This is a genomic window from Rhodanobacter glycinis, from assembly GCF_006438785.1.
In the GTDB taxonomy this organism is placed as follows: domain Bacteria; phylum Pseudomonadota; class Gammaproteobacteria; order Xanthomonadales; family Rhodanobacteraceae; genus Rhodanobacter; species Rhodanobacter glycinis_A.
Genome location: NZ_RCZB01000003.1, coordinates 365,252 through 380,081, shown reverse-complemented (window position 1 = coordinate 380,081; position 14,830 = coordinate 365,252). Strand labels below are relative to the sequence as shown.

The 14,830-nt window shown below is 66.0% G+C and carries 15 protein-coding genes; 5 read left to right on the top strand and 10 right to left on the bottom strand.

The annotated features are described in order from the left end of the window. Positions 1-61: 61 nt before the first annotated feature. Positions 62-2,044, bottom strand: a complete 1,983-nt coding sequence (locus EAH75_RS12290; RefSeq protein ID WP_140648890.1) for a UvrD-helicase domain-containing protein — start codon at positions 2,042-2,044, stop codon at positions 62-64. Positions 2,045-2,148: 104 nt separating this feature from the next. Between EAH75_RS12290 and EAH75_RS12285 the strand changes: the two genes are divergently transcribed. The 3 genes from EAH75_RS12285 to EAH75_RS12275 all read left to right on the top strand — a co-directional run bounded on the left by EAH75_RS12285 (position 2,149) and on the right by EAH75_RS12275 (position 5,010). Then, a complete protein-coding gene (locus EAH75_RS12285; protein ID WP_140648892.1) occupies positions 2,149-3,489 on the top strand; it encodes an NAD(P)/FAD-dependent oxidoreductase in 1,341 nt (446 codons plus the stop codon). 81 nt (positions 3,490-3,570) lie between these two features. After that, on the top strand, positions 3,571-4,203 hold the full coding sequence (locus EAH75_RS12280) for a thymidine kinase (RefSeq protein WP_140648894.1): 633 nt from the start codon (positions 3,571-3,573) through the stop codon (positions 4,201-4,203). A gap of 39 nt (positions 4,204-4,242) precedes the next feature. After that, positions 4,243-5,010 (top strand): hypothetical protein, encoded by a 768-nt coding sequence (locus EAH75_RS12275; RefSeq protein WP_140805595.1) that lies wholly within the window; start codon positions 4,243-4,245, stop codon positions 5,008-5,010. Between the two features lie 95 nt (positions 5,011-5,105). Here EAH75_RS12275 and mutM read toward each other — a convergent pair whose 3' ends face one another. From mutM to EAH75_RS12245, 6 genes are all read right to left on the bottom strand, one after another. After that, entirely contained in the window at positions 5,106-5,933 is an 828-nt protein-coding gene (gene mutM / locus EAH75_RS12270; RefSeq protein WP_140648898.1) for a bifunctional DNA-formamidopyrimidine glycosylase/DNA-(apurinic or apyrimidinic site) lyase, read from the bottom strand. Positions 5,934-5,939: 6 nt separating this feature from the next. Then, positions 5,940-7,349, bottom strand: coding sequence for an NADP-dependent phosphogluconate dehydrogenase (gene gndA / locus EAH75_RS12265; RefSeq protein ID WP_140648900.1), 1,410 nt, complete (start codon positions 7,347-7,349; stop codon positions 5,940-5,942). Between the two features lie 146 nt (positions 7,350-7,495). Beyond that, positions 7,496-7,987, bottom strand: a complete 492-nt coding sequence (locus EAH75_RS12260; protein ID WP_140648902.1) for a hypothetical protein — start codon at positions 7,985-7,987, stop codon at positions 7,496-7,498. Positions 7,988-7,991: 4 nt separating this feature from the next. Then, positions 7,992-9,347, bottom strand: a complete 1,356-nt coding sequence (locus tag EAH75_RS12255) for a GldG family protein (protein ID WP_140648904.1) — start codon at positions 9,345-9,347, stop codon at positions 7,992-7,994. Then, entirely contained in the window at positions 9,347-10,117 is a 771-nt protein-coding gene (locus EAH75_RS12250) for an ABC transporter permease (RefSeq protein ID WP_140648907.1), read from the bottom strand. Before EAH75_RS12250 ends, EAH75_RS12255 begins: the two co-directional genes overlap by 1 nt. Continuing rightward, positions 10,114-10,878: an ABC transporter ATP-binding protein gene (locus tag EAH75_RS12245; RefSeq protein ID WP_140648909.1), complete on the bottom strand. Its 765-nt coding sequence runs from the start codon at positions 10,876-10,878 to the stop codon at positions 10,114-10,116. Before EAH75_RS12245 ends, EAH75_RS12250 begins: the two co-directional genes overlap by 4 nt. Before the next feature lie 175 nt (positions 10,879-11,053). Between EAH75_RS12245 and EAH75_RS12240 the strand changes: the two genes are divergently transcribed. Both EAH75_RS12240 and EAH75_RS12235 read left to right on the top strand, forming a co-directional pair. Beyond that, the gene (locus EAH75_RS12240; RefSeq protein ID WP_140648911.1) at positions 11,054-12,247 is read left to right on the top strand and encodes a DesA family fatty acid desaturase; all 1,194 of its coding nucleotides are present in this window, start codon (positions 11,054-11,056) and stop codon (positions 12,245-12,247) included. Positions 12,248-12,379: 132 nt separating this feature from the next. After that, positions 12,380-13,489: a saccharopine dehydrogenase family protein gene (locus tag EAH75_RS12235; RefSeq protein WP_140648913.1), complete on the top strand. Its 1,110-nt coding sequence runs from the start codon at positions 12,380-12,382 to the stop codon at positions 13,487-13,489. A gap of 6 nt (positions 13,490-13,495) precedes the next feature. Here EAH75_RS12235 and EAH75_RS12230 read toward each other — a convergent pair whose 3' ends face one another. The 3 genes from EAH75_RS12230 to rpmG all read right to left on the bottom strand — a co-directional run bounded on the left by EAH75_RS12230 (position 13,496) and on the right by rpmG (position 14,822). Next, positions 13,496-13,906, bottom strand: coding sequence for a thiol-disulfide oxidoreductase DCC family protein (locus EAH75_RS12230; RefSeq protein WP_140648915.1), 411 nt, complete (start codon positions 13,904-13,906; stop codon positions 13,496-13,498). After that, entirely contained in the window at positions 13,896-14,444 is a 549-nt protein-coding gene (locus EAH75_RS12225; protein WP_140649647.1) for a DUF4166 domain-containing protein, read from the bottom strand. The genes EAH75_RS12230 and EAH75_RS12225 overlap by 11 nt, the downstream gene beginning before the upstream one ends. A gap of 210 nt (positions 14,445-14,654) precedes the next feature. Next, on the bottom strand, positions 14,655-14,822 hold the full coding sequence (gene rpmG, locus EAH75_RS12220; RefSeq protein WP_072759007.1) for a 50S ribosomal protein L33: 168 nt from the start codon (positions 14,820-14,822) through the stop codon (positions 14,655-14,657). Positions 14,823-14,830 lie beyond the last annotated feature (8 nt).

Here is a 14,830-nt window from a genome sequence, read left to right as displayed (position 1 = left end):
TGTCGAAGTGGTGCTGCCCGGCCTGTCTGCCGCCTTGGGCGGCTGCAGCAGCGCAACGCGTTCAGTTGCCCGCCAGCATCGCCGCGATTTTCGCCATGTGCGATTGCGCAGTCTCGCGGGTGATTTCCTTGTCCGCTTCCGGATCCTTGCCCTGCCAGTGTAGGTCGGCCTGCGGCAGCTCGTGCAGGAAGCGGCTGGGCTGGTTGGTGTGCACTTCGCCGTAGCGTTTGGTCTTCGATGACCACGACAGCGTGAGCAGCTCTTTCGCGCGGGTGATGCCGACGTACATCAGCCGGCGTTCCTCGTCGATGCGGCCCTCGTCGATCGCGCCCTCGTGCGGCAGCGTGCCGTCCTCGCAGCCGACGATGAAGACAAAGCGGAACTCCAGACCTTTCGCCGCGTGCAGGGTCATCATGCGCACGGCGTTGCCGGGTTCGTCGCGGTCGGCGTGGCTGAGCAGGGCTAGCTGCGAGGCGAGGTCGCCGGCCGAGTTGCCGCCCTTCTGCATGGCGCGGAACCAGTCGGCGAGTTCCTTGAGATTGCCCAGCTTGCGCTCGCGCACGCTGGCATCGGGCGTGCCGGCGGCGATCTGTGCGGCGTAGCCGGTGCGCTTGAGGATCAGCTCGACCAGGTCGGCCGCGCTCTGGTGCAGCGAGGCGCTGCGCAGCTCGTCGAGCAGGTCGGAGAATGAGGCCAGCGCGGCGGCCGGACGCGGGGTGAGCTGGCGCAGTACGCCATCGCTGCGGGTGGCATCGAGCAGAGAGCTGTGCCGGCTCTGCGCCAGCTGGCCGAGCTTCTCCAGCGTGGTCGAGCCGATCTCGCGCTTGGGCACGTTGACCACGCGCAGGAACGCGGCGTCGTCGCTGGGGTTGGTCAACAGGCGCAGATAGCACAGCAGATCCTTCACCTCGGCGCGATCGAGGAAGCTCAGTGCGCCGGTGAGGTGATACGGAATCCGCGCCAGTCGCAGCGCCTTCTCCAGCGGGCGCGCCTGGAAATTGCCGCGGTACAGGATCGCGATGTCGTGCCAGCGCGCCTTGTGCTTCTCGGCCAGCGTGGTGGCGATCGCGGCGATGTGTTCGGCCTCGTGCTCGGCTTCCTTGCATTCCAGCACGCGGATCGGCGCGCCTTCCGGGTGCTCGCTCCACAGCTTCTTCTCGTGCAGGTGCGGGTTGTTCGCGATCAACTGGTTCGCCGCGCGCAGGATGCGCTTGCCGCAGCGGTAGTTCTGTTCCAGCTTGATCACGCGCAGGCTTGGCCAGTCGCGACCGAGCTGGTCGATGTTCTCCGGGTTCGCACCGCGCCAGGCGTAGATCGACTGGTCGTCGTCGCCCACGCAGGTGATGCCGCCACGATCGCCGGTCAGCACTTTCAGCAGACGGTACTGCGCGTCGTTGGTGTCCTGGTATTCGTCCACCAGCAGATAGCGCAGGCGCTCGCGCCAGGCATCGCGGCACTCGCTGTCCGCTTCGAGAATGCGCAGCGGCAGCCGGATCAAGTCGTCGAAGTCGACCGCGTTGAACGCGGCCAGGCGTTGCTGGTACATGTCGTAGATCGTCGCCGCTTCCAGCTCGCGCGGGCTGCGTGCGGCGGCCAGTGCTTCCTCCGGCGAGAGTCCGCCGTTCTTGGCGCGGCTGAGCAGGTTGCGGATGCCGAACAGCACATCGTTCTTGGCGCCCTTGGGCGACAGTTCCTTGACGATGCCGGCGCTGTCGTCCGCATCCATCACTGAAAATCCGCGGCGCAGACCGGCGCGCGCATGTTCGATCTGCAGGAATTTCAGGCCCAGCGCGTGGAACGTGCACACGGTCAGCGCGGCGGCGTCCTCCGTGCTGACCAGCTTGGCCACGCGCTCGCGCATCTCGCGCGCGGCCTTGTTGGTGAAGGTGATCGCGGCGATCTTCGACGGCGCCAGATGCTTGCGCGCGATCAGGTACGCGATCTTCTGGGTGATCACGCTGGTCTTGCCGGAACCGGCACCAGCGAGCACCAGCAGCGGGCTGTCGCAATGTTCGACGGCGGCCAGTTGTTGCGGATTGAGCATGGATCGAAAGACGGGATGAGGCGGTGGTCGATGGTAACAGAGCACCGCTGGCGCGCCCGCCGGCTTCGGCCATAATCGACACACAACAGTCGCAGGGAAGAGGCATGGCGGATCAGGCGGAAACGACGACAGAGCTGTGTGACGTGGTGGTGATCGGTGGCGGTCCGGGCGGCAGTACCGCGGCGACGCTGCTGGCGCGGCGCGGCTACAAGGTGATTGCGCTGGAAAAGGCGCATCACCCGCGCTTCCATATCGGTGAATCGCTGCTGCCGATGAACCTGCCGGTGTTCGAGCGGCTCGGCGTGCTGGACAAGGTGCGCGCGCTGGGCGTGTTCAAGCCCGGCGCGGATTTCGAGGCGGACAACGAGCGCGGCTACAACACCTACGCATTTGCGCGCGCGATCGGGCAAAGCCCGCCGCATGCGTACCAGGTATGGCGGCAGGATTTCGACAAGATGCTCTACGACCATGCGCGCGAACGCGGCGCGGATGCGCGCGAAGGACATGAGGTAGTGCAGGTCGAGCAGCGCGGCCCACGCGCGAGCTTGCTGGACGTGAAAACCGACGACGGCCGCAGCTACTGCATCCAGGCGCGTTACGTGGTCGACGCGAGTGGTCGCGACGCCTTCCTTTCCGCAAAAAGGAAATTGCGCCGCAAGAACGAGCAGCATCAGAGCGCGGCGATCTTCGGCCACTATCGTGGCGCTGAGCGTCGCGCCGGCGAGGATGCCGGCAACATCAGCATCTACTGTTTCGAGCATGGCTGGATGTGGATGATCCCGCTGCCCGATGGCGTGATGAGCGTGGGTGCGGTATGCCGACCGGAGTATCTGAAGCAGCGCAGGGGCCGCACGGCCGAATTCCTGCTCGACACGCTGAAGCTCAGCCCGGCTTTGTGGCGACGCCTCGAGCACGCGGAGCTGATCGACGAGGAGGTACGCGTCACCGGCAACTATTCCTACGACTCGACGCGAATGGGTGGCCCGGGCTGGGTGCTGGTCGGCGATGCGTTCGCGTTCCTCGACCCGGTGTTCTCCTCCGGCGTGTACCTGGCGATGAGTGGCGCCGAGCAGGCGGCCGAGGTCGTCGATCAGGCTCTGCGCGAGCCAGCCCGTGAGCCGGCCTTGCTGCGCAAGCTGGAGAAGCGCCAGCGTGCCGGCATGGCGCGCTTCTCGTTCTTCATCTACCGCTTCAACGGCCCGGTGATGCAGCAGATGTTCCGCTCGCCGCGCAATACCTGGCAACTGGAACAGGGCGTGATCTCGATGCTCGCCGGCGACCTGTTCGACACGCCGGTGGTATTGCGCAAGCTGGGCCTGTTCAAGCTGGTCTATGCGATCAGCGTGCTGCGCGACTGGCGCCGCAGCCGCGCCGAGCACAAGTACAGACTCGCCCAGGCGCGTTTGCAGTTCACCGGCGGCAACACCCCGCTGGACAAGGGTTGATCGAACCCACCCCTTGCGCGCAAGAGGTGGGTCGACCAGCTGTCGCGCTACCATGCACGGTCACGACTCGAACGTACCCCCATGGCCAAGCTCTATTTCTATTACTCGGCAATGAACGCCGGCAAGACCACTACGCTGCTGCAGAGTGCGTACAACTATCACGAGCGCGGCATGCGCACGCTGATCCTCACGCCGGCGCTGGACAACCGCTACGGCGACGGTGTGGTCGCCTCGCGCATCGGCCTGAAGGCGAACGCGCGCCGCTTCGGCGGCGACGAGAATCTGCTAGCACTGGTCGAGGCCGACATCGCTGCGCATGGCGCGTTGCACTGTGTGTTTGTCGACGAGGCGCAGTTCCTGACCAGGTCACAGGTGTGGCAGATCAGCGACGTGGTCGACAAGCTCAACATCCCGGTGCTGGCGTTCGGCCTGCGCACGGATTTTCGCGGCGAATTGTTCGAGGGCAGCCGCTACCTGCTAGCCTGGGCGGACAACCTGGAAGAGATCAAGACGATCTGCCACACCGGTCGCAAGGCCACCATGGTGGTGCGCGTGGATGAGCACGGCCGCGCTGTCACCGAAGGGCCGCAGGTTGAGATCGGCGGCAACGACCGCTATGTCTCGGTGAGTCGCGCCGAGTTCAAGAAGATCAGCGAAGGCAGCGGCCGCATCGAATTGCAGCAATCGGTGCTGCCGCTCGGCGAGCATCGCTGATCGAGCAGTGCTGACCGAGATTCACCATCAAGGAATGTCATGAGCAACCCGATCACCATCCCCGCGCGGCAGCGCCCGCACTGGCAGGCCAGCGACGAGGAGGTCCTGCTGCAGTTCTACGTGTTCGGCAAGTTCGACGCAGTGCGCGTGCCGTCCGCCGATTACGGCAGTCCGGGCCTGCCGGCCGGCATCGAGGCGGTCAGTCATTACCACAGCGCGTTGCGCCAATGGGAAGGCTATCCGCTGAAAGGCGCGATGGGCCGCATGTTCAAGGCCGATGCACCGGAGGCGTGGCAGCTTGCCTTCGATGCACCCGAAGTCATGGTCGTGCGCGGCACGCTCAAGGACAGCCCGGCCACCGGTTACCTGCGCGACACGCTGGGCGTGCTGGCGGGCATGCTCGACATCGGCGGCACCGCGATCCTCGATCCGCAGATCCTCAGCTTGCTGGATGCCGACGCGTGGCGCCGGAAGTACCTGATCCGCGACGGCGCGCCGATCCGCAACCACTTGCTGATCCTGCGCGACGGCGAGCCCACGCCGGATCACTCATGGATCCATACCCGCGGCATGCGCAAGTTCGGCCGCCCCGACATCAGCATCCGCCAGGTGCCGGATCGCGCCGTCGACCGTGCCGGCCTGTTGTGCGAAAAGCTGGTCGAACTGGAGGCGCTCGGCGCGCATTTCAGCGAAGGGCAGAGACTGGATATCGAGGGCGTTCCCAGCGGTGTCGTGGTGCATCTCGGCGGCGGACTGGACGATCCGCAGTTCAACAACACCTATGTCGAGTTCAACTGGTCGGCGTGAGTGGTGATCTCTGTGGGAGCGACTTCAGTCGCGATGCTTCTGTCTTTCGTGTGGAAGAGCATCGCGACTGAAGTCGCTCCCACAAACCTGGCGATTCAACGCTGGCAGTGCGGGCACCAGAATGTCGAGCGCTGCCCCAGCACGACCTGCCGGATCGGCGTGCCGCATGCCCGGCATGCTTCGCCCGCACGGCCATACACGTTGAGCTCGCGGAAGAAGTAACCCGGCGCTCCATCGGGATTGAGGAAATCGCGCAAGGTGGTGCCACCACGTTCGATCGCCCACGCCAGTATGCGTTTCACCTCGTTGGCAAGCCGCGCATAACGCGCGCACGAGATCGAACCGGCCGCACGGCGCGGATCGATGCCGGCGGCGAACAGCGCTTCGCTGGCGTAGATGTTGCCGACGCCGACCACGATCGCGTTGTCCATCAGGAACAGTTTCACCGCCGCCTTGCGGCCGCGCGAGCGATGCCACAGCAGGTCGCCGTCGAAGGCGTCGGTCAGCGGCTCCGGGCCGAGCTTCGCCAGCAGTTCGTGCGTCTCGCCGGGCGCCTGCCACAGCAGGCAGCCGAAGCGGCGCGGGTCGGTGAAACGCAGGATGCGCGGTGCCTGCGCGCTCGTTCGCTCCAGCGCGATGTCGACATGATCGTGCCTTCCCACCGGCGTGTCCGGCGGCAGCACGCGCAGCACGCCGGACATGCCCAGGTGCAGCAGCGCGCTGCCGGCGCGCGTATGCAGCAGCAGGTACTTTGCCCGGCGCTCGACCGCGTCGATGCGCTGTCCCGGCAGCAGCGTGCTGATCTGCGGCGGGATCGGCCAGCGCAGGTCGGGCCGGCGCAGGATCACGCCGGCAACGCGTCGGCCGACCAGATATGGCTCGATGCCGCGGCGGGTGGTTTCGACTTCGGGCAGTTCGGGCATGGCCCCTCAGTTCCAGTCCGCGTGGAAGCTGCCCGGCCGATCGATGCGCTCGAAGGTGTGCGCGCCGAACAGGTCACGCTGCGCCTGGATCAGGTTGGCCGGCAGCCGCTCGGCGCGATAGCCGTCGTAATAGGCGATCGCCGAGGAGAAGCACGGCACCGGCACGCCCGCTCGCACGGCGGCGCCCACCACCTCGCGCAGGGCGGCGTGGTAGTTCGTCGCGATGTCGCGGAAGCAAGGCGCCAGCAGCAGGTTGGCGAGCTGGCGATCCTGCGCATAGGCGTCGGTGATGTTCTGCAGGAAGCGCGCGCGGATGATGCAGCCGGCGCGCCAGATCCGCGCGATGCTGCCGTAGTCCAGCTGCCAGTCGTATTCGTCCGAGGCAGCGCGCAGCTGGGCGAAGCCCTGCGCATAGGAAATGATCTTGCTGAGGTACAGCGCGCGGCCCACCGCATCGATGAACGCCTGGCGGTCGCCGGTGAACGCGCTGGCGGCCGGTCCGGGCAGCTGGCTGCTGGCCGCCACGCGCTGCTCCTTCAGCGAGGAGAGCACGCGCGCGAACACCGATTCGGTGATCAGCGGCAGCGGCACGCCCAGATCCAGCGCGCTCTGGCTGGTCCACTTGCCGGTGCCCTTCTGTGCCGCGCGATCGAGAATCACATCGACCAGCGCCTTGCCGGTGTCCGCATCGCGCCTGCCGAAGATCTGCGCGGTGATCTCGATCAGGTAGCTGTCCAGCTCGCCCTGGTTCCAGCGCGTGTAGACGGCGGCCAGTTCGTCGTTGGAGAGGCCGAGCACCTGCTTGAGCACGGCGTAGCTCTCGGCGATCAGTTGCATGTCGCCGTACTCGATGCCGTTGTGCACCATCTTGACGAAATGGCCGGCGCCGTCGGGGCCCATCCAGGCGACGCACGGCGCGCCATCCTTGGCCTTAGCCGCGATCTCGGTGAGGATCGGCGCGACCAGCTCGTACGCATCGCGCGGGCCGCCCGGCATGATCGAGGGGCCGTGCAGCGCACCCTCCTCGCCGCCGGAGACGCCGGTGCCGATGAAGTGCAAGCCGGCCTTCGCCAGTTCCTGGTTGCGCCGGATGGTGTCCTTGAAGTTCGTGTTGCCGCCATCGATCAGGATGTCGCCCGCGTCGAGCAGCGGCCTGAGCTGGGCGATGGTGTCGTCGGTGGGCGCGCCGGCCTTCACCATCAGCAGGATGCGGCGGGGTTTTTCCAGCGAGTCGACGAACTCCTGCAGCGTGTAGGTCGGCACGAGCCGCCGATCCGGGTGTTCGGCGACCACCTCGTCGGTCTTTTCGCGGCTGCGGTTGAAGATCGACACCGCGTGGCCGCGGCTCTCAATGTTGAGCGCCAGGTTGCGGCCCATCACGGCCATGCCGACCACGCCGATCGCTTGCTTGTTCATCGCCTGAACTCCTTGAGCTTTACGTACGCCCGATATGGGGCGAGCCCCGCGTCGGGCAAGGTGACGGCCGCACCCGCTGGCGGTTCGCGGCGGTGGTTTCGGTCCATGTTCGATCCGGCCGCGTTACGCCACGATGAGGAGCCGGCTCAATGCAGTTCGGTGGTCGCGGTGGCCGGTGATCGCGGCATGTAGCGGGAGGACACCAGCGCCACCCGCGTGCCGACGCGCACGTAATGCTGCGGGCCGGTGGCCGAGGTCTCGCCGAATTCGAGCGTTTGGCCGTCCAGACGCAACACCGCCCCGGGTGGTGACAGGCCGATTTTCGCGGCATCGAAATCGCTGGCTGGTCGCCAGCTGAGCACGTGCGCCGCGGCGGTGTCGGCCAGGTCGCCCAGACGGGCATCGATGGCGCGCGCCGGCGTGCCGTCGGTACGCCACCAGTGGCCTCCGCGTTTTTCGTAGTGCATGGTTTGCGCGCCGGACAGGGTCAGTGCGATGCGGCTGATCGCACCCGGATCGAGCGAGGTCAGCGCGCCGGTGTCGTTGCGCGCATCGCGGCGCAGCTGCCAGCTGGCCAGCAGCATCAGTGCCAGCGCGGCGAGCAGCAGGATCAGACGCTGACGAGCGGCACGTTTCATCGGTTCAGCGCCGCCGCCGGCGCCACACGATCAGCCCGCCGACCAGCAGCAGCAGCAGTGGCAGCGCGATCAGGAAGCCCATGCTCAGGAGATTCAGCCCGGTCTGCGAGATCTCCAGCAGCCGATCCGGCGCGCCGCGCGGCGGCAGCTCCACCAGCTTGTCGTCACCGAGCAGCCAGTCGAACACGCGCTCGCCCAGTGCGCGATTGCCGCCGTTGCCCAGGAAAGTGTTGGACAGGAAATCGCCGTCGCCGATCACCACCGCGCGCTGCTCGCTCTTGTCCGGACTTGGCGCCAGCCGGCTCAGCGCGAAGCCGAAATCCAGCGGACCCTTGAGCTCGCCGGCGTTCGCGTCGAAGCGGATGTCCGAAGGCTTGTCGTTGTCGATCGGCTGGAATTCGGTCCAGCTTTGCGCACCCGAACGCAGGAACGGTTTGACTGCCCAGCCCGCTTTTGCCACCTGTGCCAGTGCGGACGCCTGCGGAAACAGCGTGGTCAGCGTGAAGCCGCGGGTGATCGACTGCGGCGGGTAGTCACCCAGCGCAATCATCCGCGGGTCATGCAGGCCCAGCGCGGTACCCGAGCCATCCACCAGCACGCCCGGCAAGACATGCACGCCGAGCGCATCGGCCAGCGGATTGAGGCCGAGATCGTCGTTCGCCGGTTCGGTAAGCCACAGCAGGTTGCCGCCGTTCTGCACGTAGCCGACCAGTGCCTGCACGGCGCCCGGCGCCAGCGCCAGGGTGGGGCTGGACAGCACCACCAGGTCGGTGTGTTCGGGCACCGCATTGACCTGGGCGAAGTTCAGCGGCACCGCGCGCATGCCGCGCGCTTCCAGCTGCGTCATGAAGGTGCCGAGATCGGCGTTCGCCTGACCGTCGGCGCGACGCTCGCCATCGCCGGTGACGAACGCGACGATGCGATCGCTGCCGCGCACCAGCCGCTCCAGTGCATTGGTGAGGCTGCGTTCGGACAGCTCGTCCAGCCGCTGCTCGTGATCCTTGTAATGCAGGATCAGTGCGCCATCGACCGTGATGCCCAGCTCGCGCATTTTCGCCGGATCGAGTTGCGGGTCGACGAAGCGCAGGCTCAGGTCGGGCTTCACGGCCTGGTAGCGCTGCAGGAAGCCGGCCACGGTCTGGCGCAGGTCGCCTTGCGGATTGGCATAGCTGACGATGTCCACCGGGCCGTTCAGCTCCGCCAGTACGGCGCGGCTTTCGGCCGACAGGCTGGTGCGGCCGTTGGCGGTCCAGTCGGCCTCATGCGCATAGCGCGTGCTGAGGTAGCCGAGCGCGCCCACCGCCAGCAGCAGCAGAAGTGCGAAGAGCCAGCCGTCCAGACGTCTGAATAGATGGCGCATCAGCCACGCTCCCTGTCGGCGTTCAGCCGGCGCGTGGCCAACGCCAGTGCCAGCACGGTCAGCAGCAAGAACCACACGATATCGGTGCTCGACACCAGTCCGCGCAGCAGCGGCTGCAGGTGCGTGCTCATGGCGAGCCAATTGATGACGCCGCCATTGATGCCGGCCATCTGTGCGCCAAGGTTCACGCCCCACAGCGCCAGCGCGATGACCAGTGCGGCAGCGGCGGCGATCGCAGGATGCGAGGCAAACGCTGAGCACGCCATACCCACCGCACCCAGCGTAGCCAGCATCAGCCCCAGCCCCAGTGTGGCGGCGGCCAGCTTGCCCCAATCAAGATGGGTGGCGTGCGTCAGCGCCAGCGGCATGGCCAGAGTGAGCGCCAGCCACAGCAGCAACCAGCCCAGCACGGCCAGGTATTTGCCGAGCACGATGCGCGAGGCGGGCACGCCAGTGGCGAACAGCAGCGGCAACGTGCCGTTGCGGCGATCACCGGCGATCATCGACATGGTCAGCAGCGGCACCACCAGAAACGCCAGCTGGGCGAGCTGGCCCAGCAGCGGCACGGCCACGAGATCGGTGAAGCCGGGGCCGTCCGGCAAGCCGGCGCGCTGGATCTGGCCGGCCAGAAAACTGCCCAGCAGCAGGGTGAAGTTCCACGCCAGCCAGGCCAGCGTCAGCGCTGCCAGCACCCACGCCAACGGGCGCACCAGCAGGCGGCGCCATTCCAGCCGTGTCACGGCAACAGGGCTCACGAAAGCTGCGCTCATGCGGCGCGCGCCGCGCTGTTATTGCCGTTCATCGCGATCTCGAAGAAAGTCCGCTCCAGCGCGGCATGGTCGTCGCTGTGAACCGGGCCATCGTGGCGCAAGCCACCCTCGTGCAGGATGGCCACCCGATCGCATACGGCGGTGACTTCGGCAAGCAGGTGAGTGGAGAGGATCACGGCTGTACCGGCGGCAGACTGCTCACGGATCAGCGTACGCAACGCGGCCACCTGCACCGGATCCAGCGCGTTGGCCGGCTCGTCCAGCACCAGCAGGGCGGGGTGATGCAGCAGCGCACAGGCCAGCCCCAGTCGCTGGCGCTGGCCTTGCGACAGCACGCCGGCCAGGCGTCGGGCCAGCGGCTGCAGTTCCAGTCGTTCGATGATCGCCGTGCGCGCCGCGCGCAATGCGGCACCGTGCAGTCCGCGCAGGCGACCATGCGCATCGAGGTGTTCGTTGACGCTGAGTTCGGCCCATACCGGCGCACGTTCCGGCAACCAGCCGATGTGTTTGCGCGCCAGCCCGGGATGCTCCAGGAAATCCTCGCCGTTCAGCCGGATGCCGCCAGTGTCCGGCCGCAGCGCGCCAGCGATCATCGACAAGGTGGTCGACTTGCCGGCTCCGTTCACACCGAGCAGGCCCATGACCTGGCCAGCGTGCAGGGTAAGGCTGAGGTCCTGCACGGCCTGGCGGCCGGCACGGCGGCGGCTGAGCCCGTCCAGTTGCAGAACGGTTTTCGGTGATGCGGGGATGATCGAGGTCATTGTCTGATTGTCACGGCGCCCCCACTGTTAGACAACAGGCGATTGCGCGACCCGCGAACTAACGCCCGATTAGCTTCTCCCTCTTGACGGCCTGTTACTAATGTGGGCCCAGCCATGCTGGCGGGTATGGAAACCCCTCGACTAGACTGAACTCGTCCCCTACCCGGTGCTTTCCATGCTCGATGCAGTACTCAATTTCCTGAACAACGGTCTCACCGGCGCGAGCTGGGGGCAGATCGTGGTTTACATGCTGGTCGTGACCCAGCTCACCATCTTCACGGTGACGCTGTATCTGCATCGGAGCCAGACCCATCGCGGCGTGGATTTCCACCCGGTGCTGGCGCATTTCTTCCGTTTCTGGGGCTGGCTGACCACCGGCATGGTCACCCGCGAATGGGTGGCGGTGCATCGCAAGCATCACGCCAAGGTGGAGACCGAGGAAGATCCGCACAGCCCGATGATCTACGGCATCAAGAAGGTGTTCTGGGACGGCGTCTCGCTGTACCGCGATGCCTGCGAGTCGAAGCAGGACATGGAACAGTACGGCCGCGGCACCCCGGACGACTGGGTCGAGCACAAGATCTATGGCGCGCACCCGTACTGGGGCCCGACCCTGATGCTGCTGATCAGCATCGCGCTGTTCGGCGTGATCGGCGCCGCGCTGTGGGCCGTGCAGATGGTATGGATCCCGTTCTGGGCCGCCGGCTTCGTCAATGGCATCGGCCACTGGGCCGGCTACCGCAATTTCGAGAGCGCCGACACCGCGCGCAACCTGATCCCGTGGGGCTTCTGGATCGGCGGTGAAGAGCTGCACAACAATCATCACGCGTTCCCCAGCTCGGCCAAGTTCGCGCTGCGCAAGTGGGAATTCGACATCGGCTGGGCGGCCATCTGCATGTTCCGCGCGGTCGGCCTGGCCAAGGTGCTGCGTGTGGCGCCATCGCTGGACGTGCGTCCGAACGTGCGCCTGCCCGATGCCGAGACGCTGAAAGCAGTGCTCACCCATCGCTTCCAGGCGATGACCGACTATTACCGCGGCGTCATCATCCCCACCCTCACCGACGAAGCGCAGCATGCCGGCGAAAGCCTCAAGTCGATGCCGCGCCGCATCCGTCTGGCGATGGCTGATGGCGGTCGCTGGCTGGACAACGAGGGGCGCGATCGCATGCAGGCCGTGCTCGCCAAGCGCCCGACGCTGAGCACCGTGTGCGATTTCCGCAATCGCCTCGCGGCCCTGATGGAACAGCGTGGCGCCGAGCAGGCCTTGAAGGGGTTGCAGCAGTGGATCCATGAAGCGGAAGAAAGCGGTATCCGTGCGTTGCAGGATTTCGCGGCACGGCTCAAGGGCTATTCCGTCGCGACCGCCTGATCGCGTAACCACCAAAGCAATTGGAACAAGCCCGCCGCATGGCGGGCTTTTCTTTTGTGCTTGGCTACAGGCGTGCGAGAGTTGTGGGGCGCCAGCGGATAGCGCTTGGCGGACCTTTCTCAGGGAGCGGGTATGGCTTTGCGGGTGGTCTTGATCGGTGCGACGGGCGTATTCGGTTCACGCATCGCGCGGCGGCTGGCGGGCGATTCACGCTTCATGCTGGTACTGGCCGGTCGGCAGCGGTCCGCGCTGGAAGCGTTGCGTGAAGAGCTCGGGGATGCCTCGGTGGAAGTCGCCACGCTCGACGTCACTGGCGTCGAGCCGTCCACAACGTTGGCGCGGTTAGCACCGCAGCTTGCGATCCATACCGCCGGCCCGTTCCAGAGCCAGGACTATCGTGTTGCCGAGGCCTGTCTGGCCTGCGGCAGCGACTATATTGACCTCGCAGATGGTCGCGATTTCGTCAGCGGGATCGGGCGTTTGAATGAGCGTGCGCGCGAAGCCGGTCGACTGCTGGTGAGCGGCGCGTCAAGCGTCCCGGCATTGAGTAGTGCCGTGGTCGACGCATTGCTGCCGCGCTTCGGTGCCTTGCAGTCGATCGAGCACGCGATCAATCCCGGCAATCGCACGCCGCGTGGTGATGCCACGGTGGCCTCGATCCTCGGCTATTGCGGGCGACCGATCCGGGTATGGCGCGAGGGCCGCTGGCAGCGCGTCTACGGCTGGATGTCCGGCAAGCAGCAGTCGTTTTCATTCGGGCGCCGTCGCGTCGGCGTTTGCGAGGTGCCGGATCTGGAGTTGTTCCCGTTACGTTACCCGCAGGTGCGCACGGTGATGTTTCGCGCTGGACTGGAACTGCCGCTGTTACAGAGCGGCACCTGGTGTGCCGCATGGCTGGTGCGGCTGGGATTGGTCCGTAATCTCGCAGCGTATGCGCCACGTTTGCGCCGCTTCAGCGAGCGCTTCATGCGCTTCGGTTCGGATGTCGGTGGCATGGTGGTGGAACTTGCCGGCTCCGGTATCGATGGTGCGCCGTTGCGGCTGCGCTGGTGGCTCGATGCGGCAGCAGGCGATGGCCCACAGGTGCCGGTGACACCTGCGGTGGTCCTCGCGCAGCGACTGGCTGATGGCTTGGTGGCGGCGAAAGGTGCGCAGCCATGCATGGGTCTGCTCACACTGGATCAGCTGGTGAATGGCTTTGCTGGTTATGCGCTAAGCACGGGGTTGGATGTGCTGGATTGAGCGGGATCAGTCCAGAAACCGTGCCGCATGCACGGCATCAGGCACGCGACATTGCTCGCGTCGCCCGAACAGTCGGTAGCGATGCCGTGCGACCCAACGGTACGCGGGGTCGCGCAGAAACTTCGGTACGGCACGCAGCAAACCGCCGACCAGCGCCCAGCCACGGCCTAGCTGACCGAGCACGCGCGCAATCGCGTCGGTATCGGTATAGCCGTGGCCGTCCTGCACCAGCAGGAACGATGTCGGGTCGTCCGGCGACAAGCCGTGTGCTCGCAGCAAGCTGCTGCCGTGATCGCCCTGCATCGCGGCAAGCCGGAAACGGCCGTCGCGATCGTGCCGCAGGATGAAGTCGACCCAACGGCTGCAGAGCAGGCAGACGCCGTCGAACACGATCACCGGAGCAGCTTCAGTCGCCATCAACGATCTCCAGCCAGCCGCGATAGGCGACCAAGCGGCCGAGCAATGGCAGCCGGGTGTCGATGTGGAAGGCGTAGCGGTCGTCCTGCGCACCACTGCGCGACAGCACGTTGCCGAACAGTGCGCGTGGCAATCGCAAACCGAACATGCGCACACTGCGCAGCTGCCAGTCGATGACCGTGTCATCGCGGAGCAACTCAAAATGCAGGGTGATCGGGCCCAATCGCTCGCTCAGCAGTGGTGAGTTGGTCACACGATCGAGTACTGAGCGCATTTGCTTGCTGGCGAAGCGGCGTGTCCATATCTCACACGTATCGCGACGTTCGATGGTGACTTCCAGCGGTTGTTGCAGGCCGGGCTCAGGCAGTCCCAGCAGATGTCGCAACCAGCGTATGGGCAGGTTCGTGGCGCCTTCCACGTCGACTGCGCCGCGGGCCAGTACGTGCGGTGCGTTGCCATGCATCTGTTGTACGGGGGTGACCAGCTGATGCCAGCGCTCGCCGAGCAAGGCGGGGAACAGGGCCAGATTTGAGGTCATCACGGGATGATGCCGGCTGCGTTGCACTGACGGCAAGCGGGCAAAAGAAAACCCGCCACGTGGGCGGGTTTTCTTGGAGGCATCAGTGTCGCTGTTGCAGATGTAGAAGCAAAAGCGATGACCAGCTTCGCTGTTGAAAAGCACCTCCGGCCTGCACCGGGATGATGTTCCGGCAAAGCCGCTTGCGCCTGGCGCGAGCGGGCCGTCACATCACTTGATCTTGCCTTCCTTGTAGATCACGTGCTTGCGCACGACCGGATCGTACTTCTTGAACTCGAACTTTTCCGGCGTGTTCTTCTTGTTCTTCTGCGTGGTGTAGAAGTGGCCGGTGCCGGCCGAGGAGATCATGCGGATCTTGTCTTGGGTCTTGTTTGCCATGGTTTGAT

Bases quoted from the DNA above. Each gene is read 5' to 3' on its own strand.
- mutM (WP_140648898.1), bottom strand. From the start codon at position 5,933: ATGCCCGAACTGCCCGAAGTCGAAACCACCCGCCGCGGCATCGAGCCA.
- EAH75_RS12260 (WP_140648902.1), bottom strand. From the start codon at position 7,987: ATGAAACGTGCCGCTCGTCAGCGTCTGATCCTGCTGCTCGCCGCGCTG.
- EAH75_RS12230 (WP_140648915.1), bottom strand. From the start codon at position 13,906: ATGGCGACTGAAGCTGCTCCGGTGATCGTGTTCGACGGCGTCTGCCTG.
- EAH75_RS12235 (WP_140648913.1), top strand. From the start codon at position 12,380: ATGGCTTTGCGGGTGGTCTTGATCGGTGCGACGGGCGTATTCGGTTCA.
- EAH75_RS12225 (WP_140649647.1), bottom strand. From the start codon at position 14,444: ATGACCTCAAATCTGGCCCTGTTCCCCGCCTTGCTCGGCGAGCGCTGG.
- EAH75_RS12255 (WP_140648904.1), bottom strand. From the start codon at position 9,347: ATGCGCCATCTATTCAGACGTCTGGACGGCTGGCTCTTCGCACTTCTG.
- EAH75_RS12245 (WP_140648909.1), bottom strand. From the start codon at position 10,878: ATGACCTCGATCATCCCCGCATCACCGAAAACCGTTCTGCAACTGGAC.
- EAH75_RS12290 (WP_140648890.1), bottom strand. From the start codon at position 2,044: ATGCTCAATCCGCAACAACTGGCCGCCGTCGAACATTGCGACAGCCCG.
- EAH75_RS12280 (WP_140648894.1), top strand. From the start codon at position 3,571: ATGGCCAAGCTCTATTTCTATTACTCGGCAATGAACGCCGGCAAGACC.
- EAH75_RS12275 (WP_140805595.1), top strand. From the start codon at position 4,243: ATGAGCAACCCGATCACCATCCCCGCGCGGCAGCGCCCGCACTGGCAG.
- EAH75_RS12285 (WP_140648892.1), top strand. From the start codon at position 2,149: ATGGCGGATCAGGCGGAAACGACGACAGAGCTGTGTGACGTGGTGGTG.
- EAH75_RS12250 (WP_140648907.1), bottom strand. From the start codon at position 10,117: ATGAGCGCAGCTTTCGTGAGCCCTGTTGCCGTGACACGGCTGGAATGG.
- rpmG (WP_072759007.1), bottom strand. From the start codon at position 14,822: ATGGCAAACAAGACCCAAGACAAGATCCGCATGATCTCCTCGGCCGGC.
- gndA (WP_140648900.1), bottom strand. From the start codon at position 7,349: ATGAACAAGCAAGCGATCGGCGTGGTCGGCATGGCCGTGATGGGCCGC.
- EAH75_RS12240 (WP_140648911.1), top strand. From the start codon at position 11,054: ATGCTCGATGCAGTACTCAATTTCCTGAACAACGGTCTCACCGGCGCG.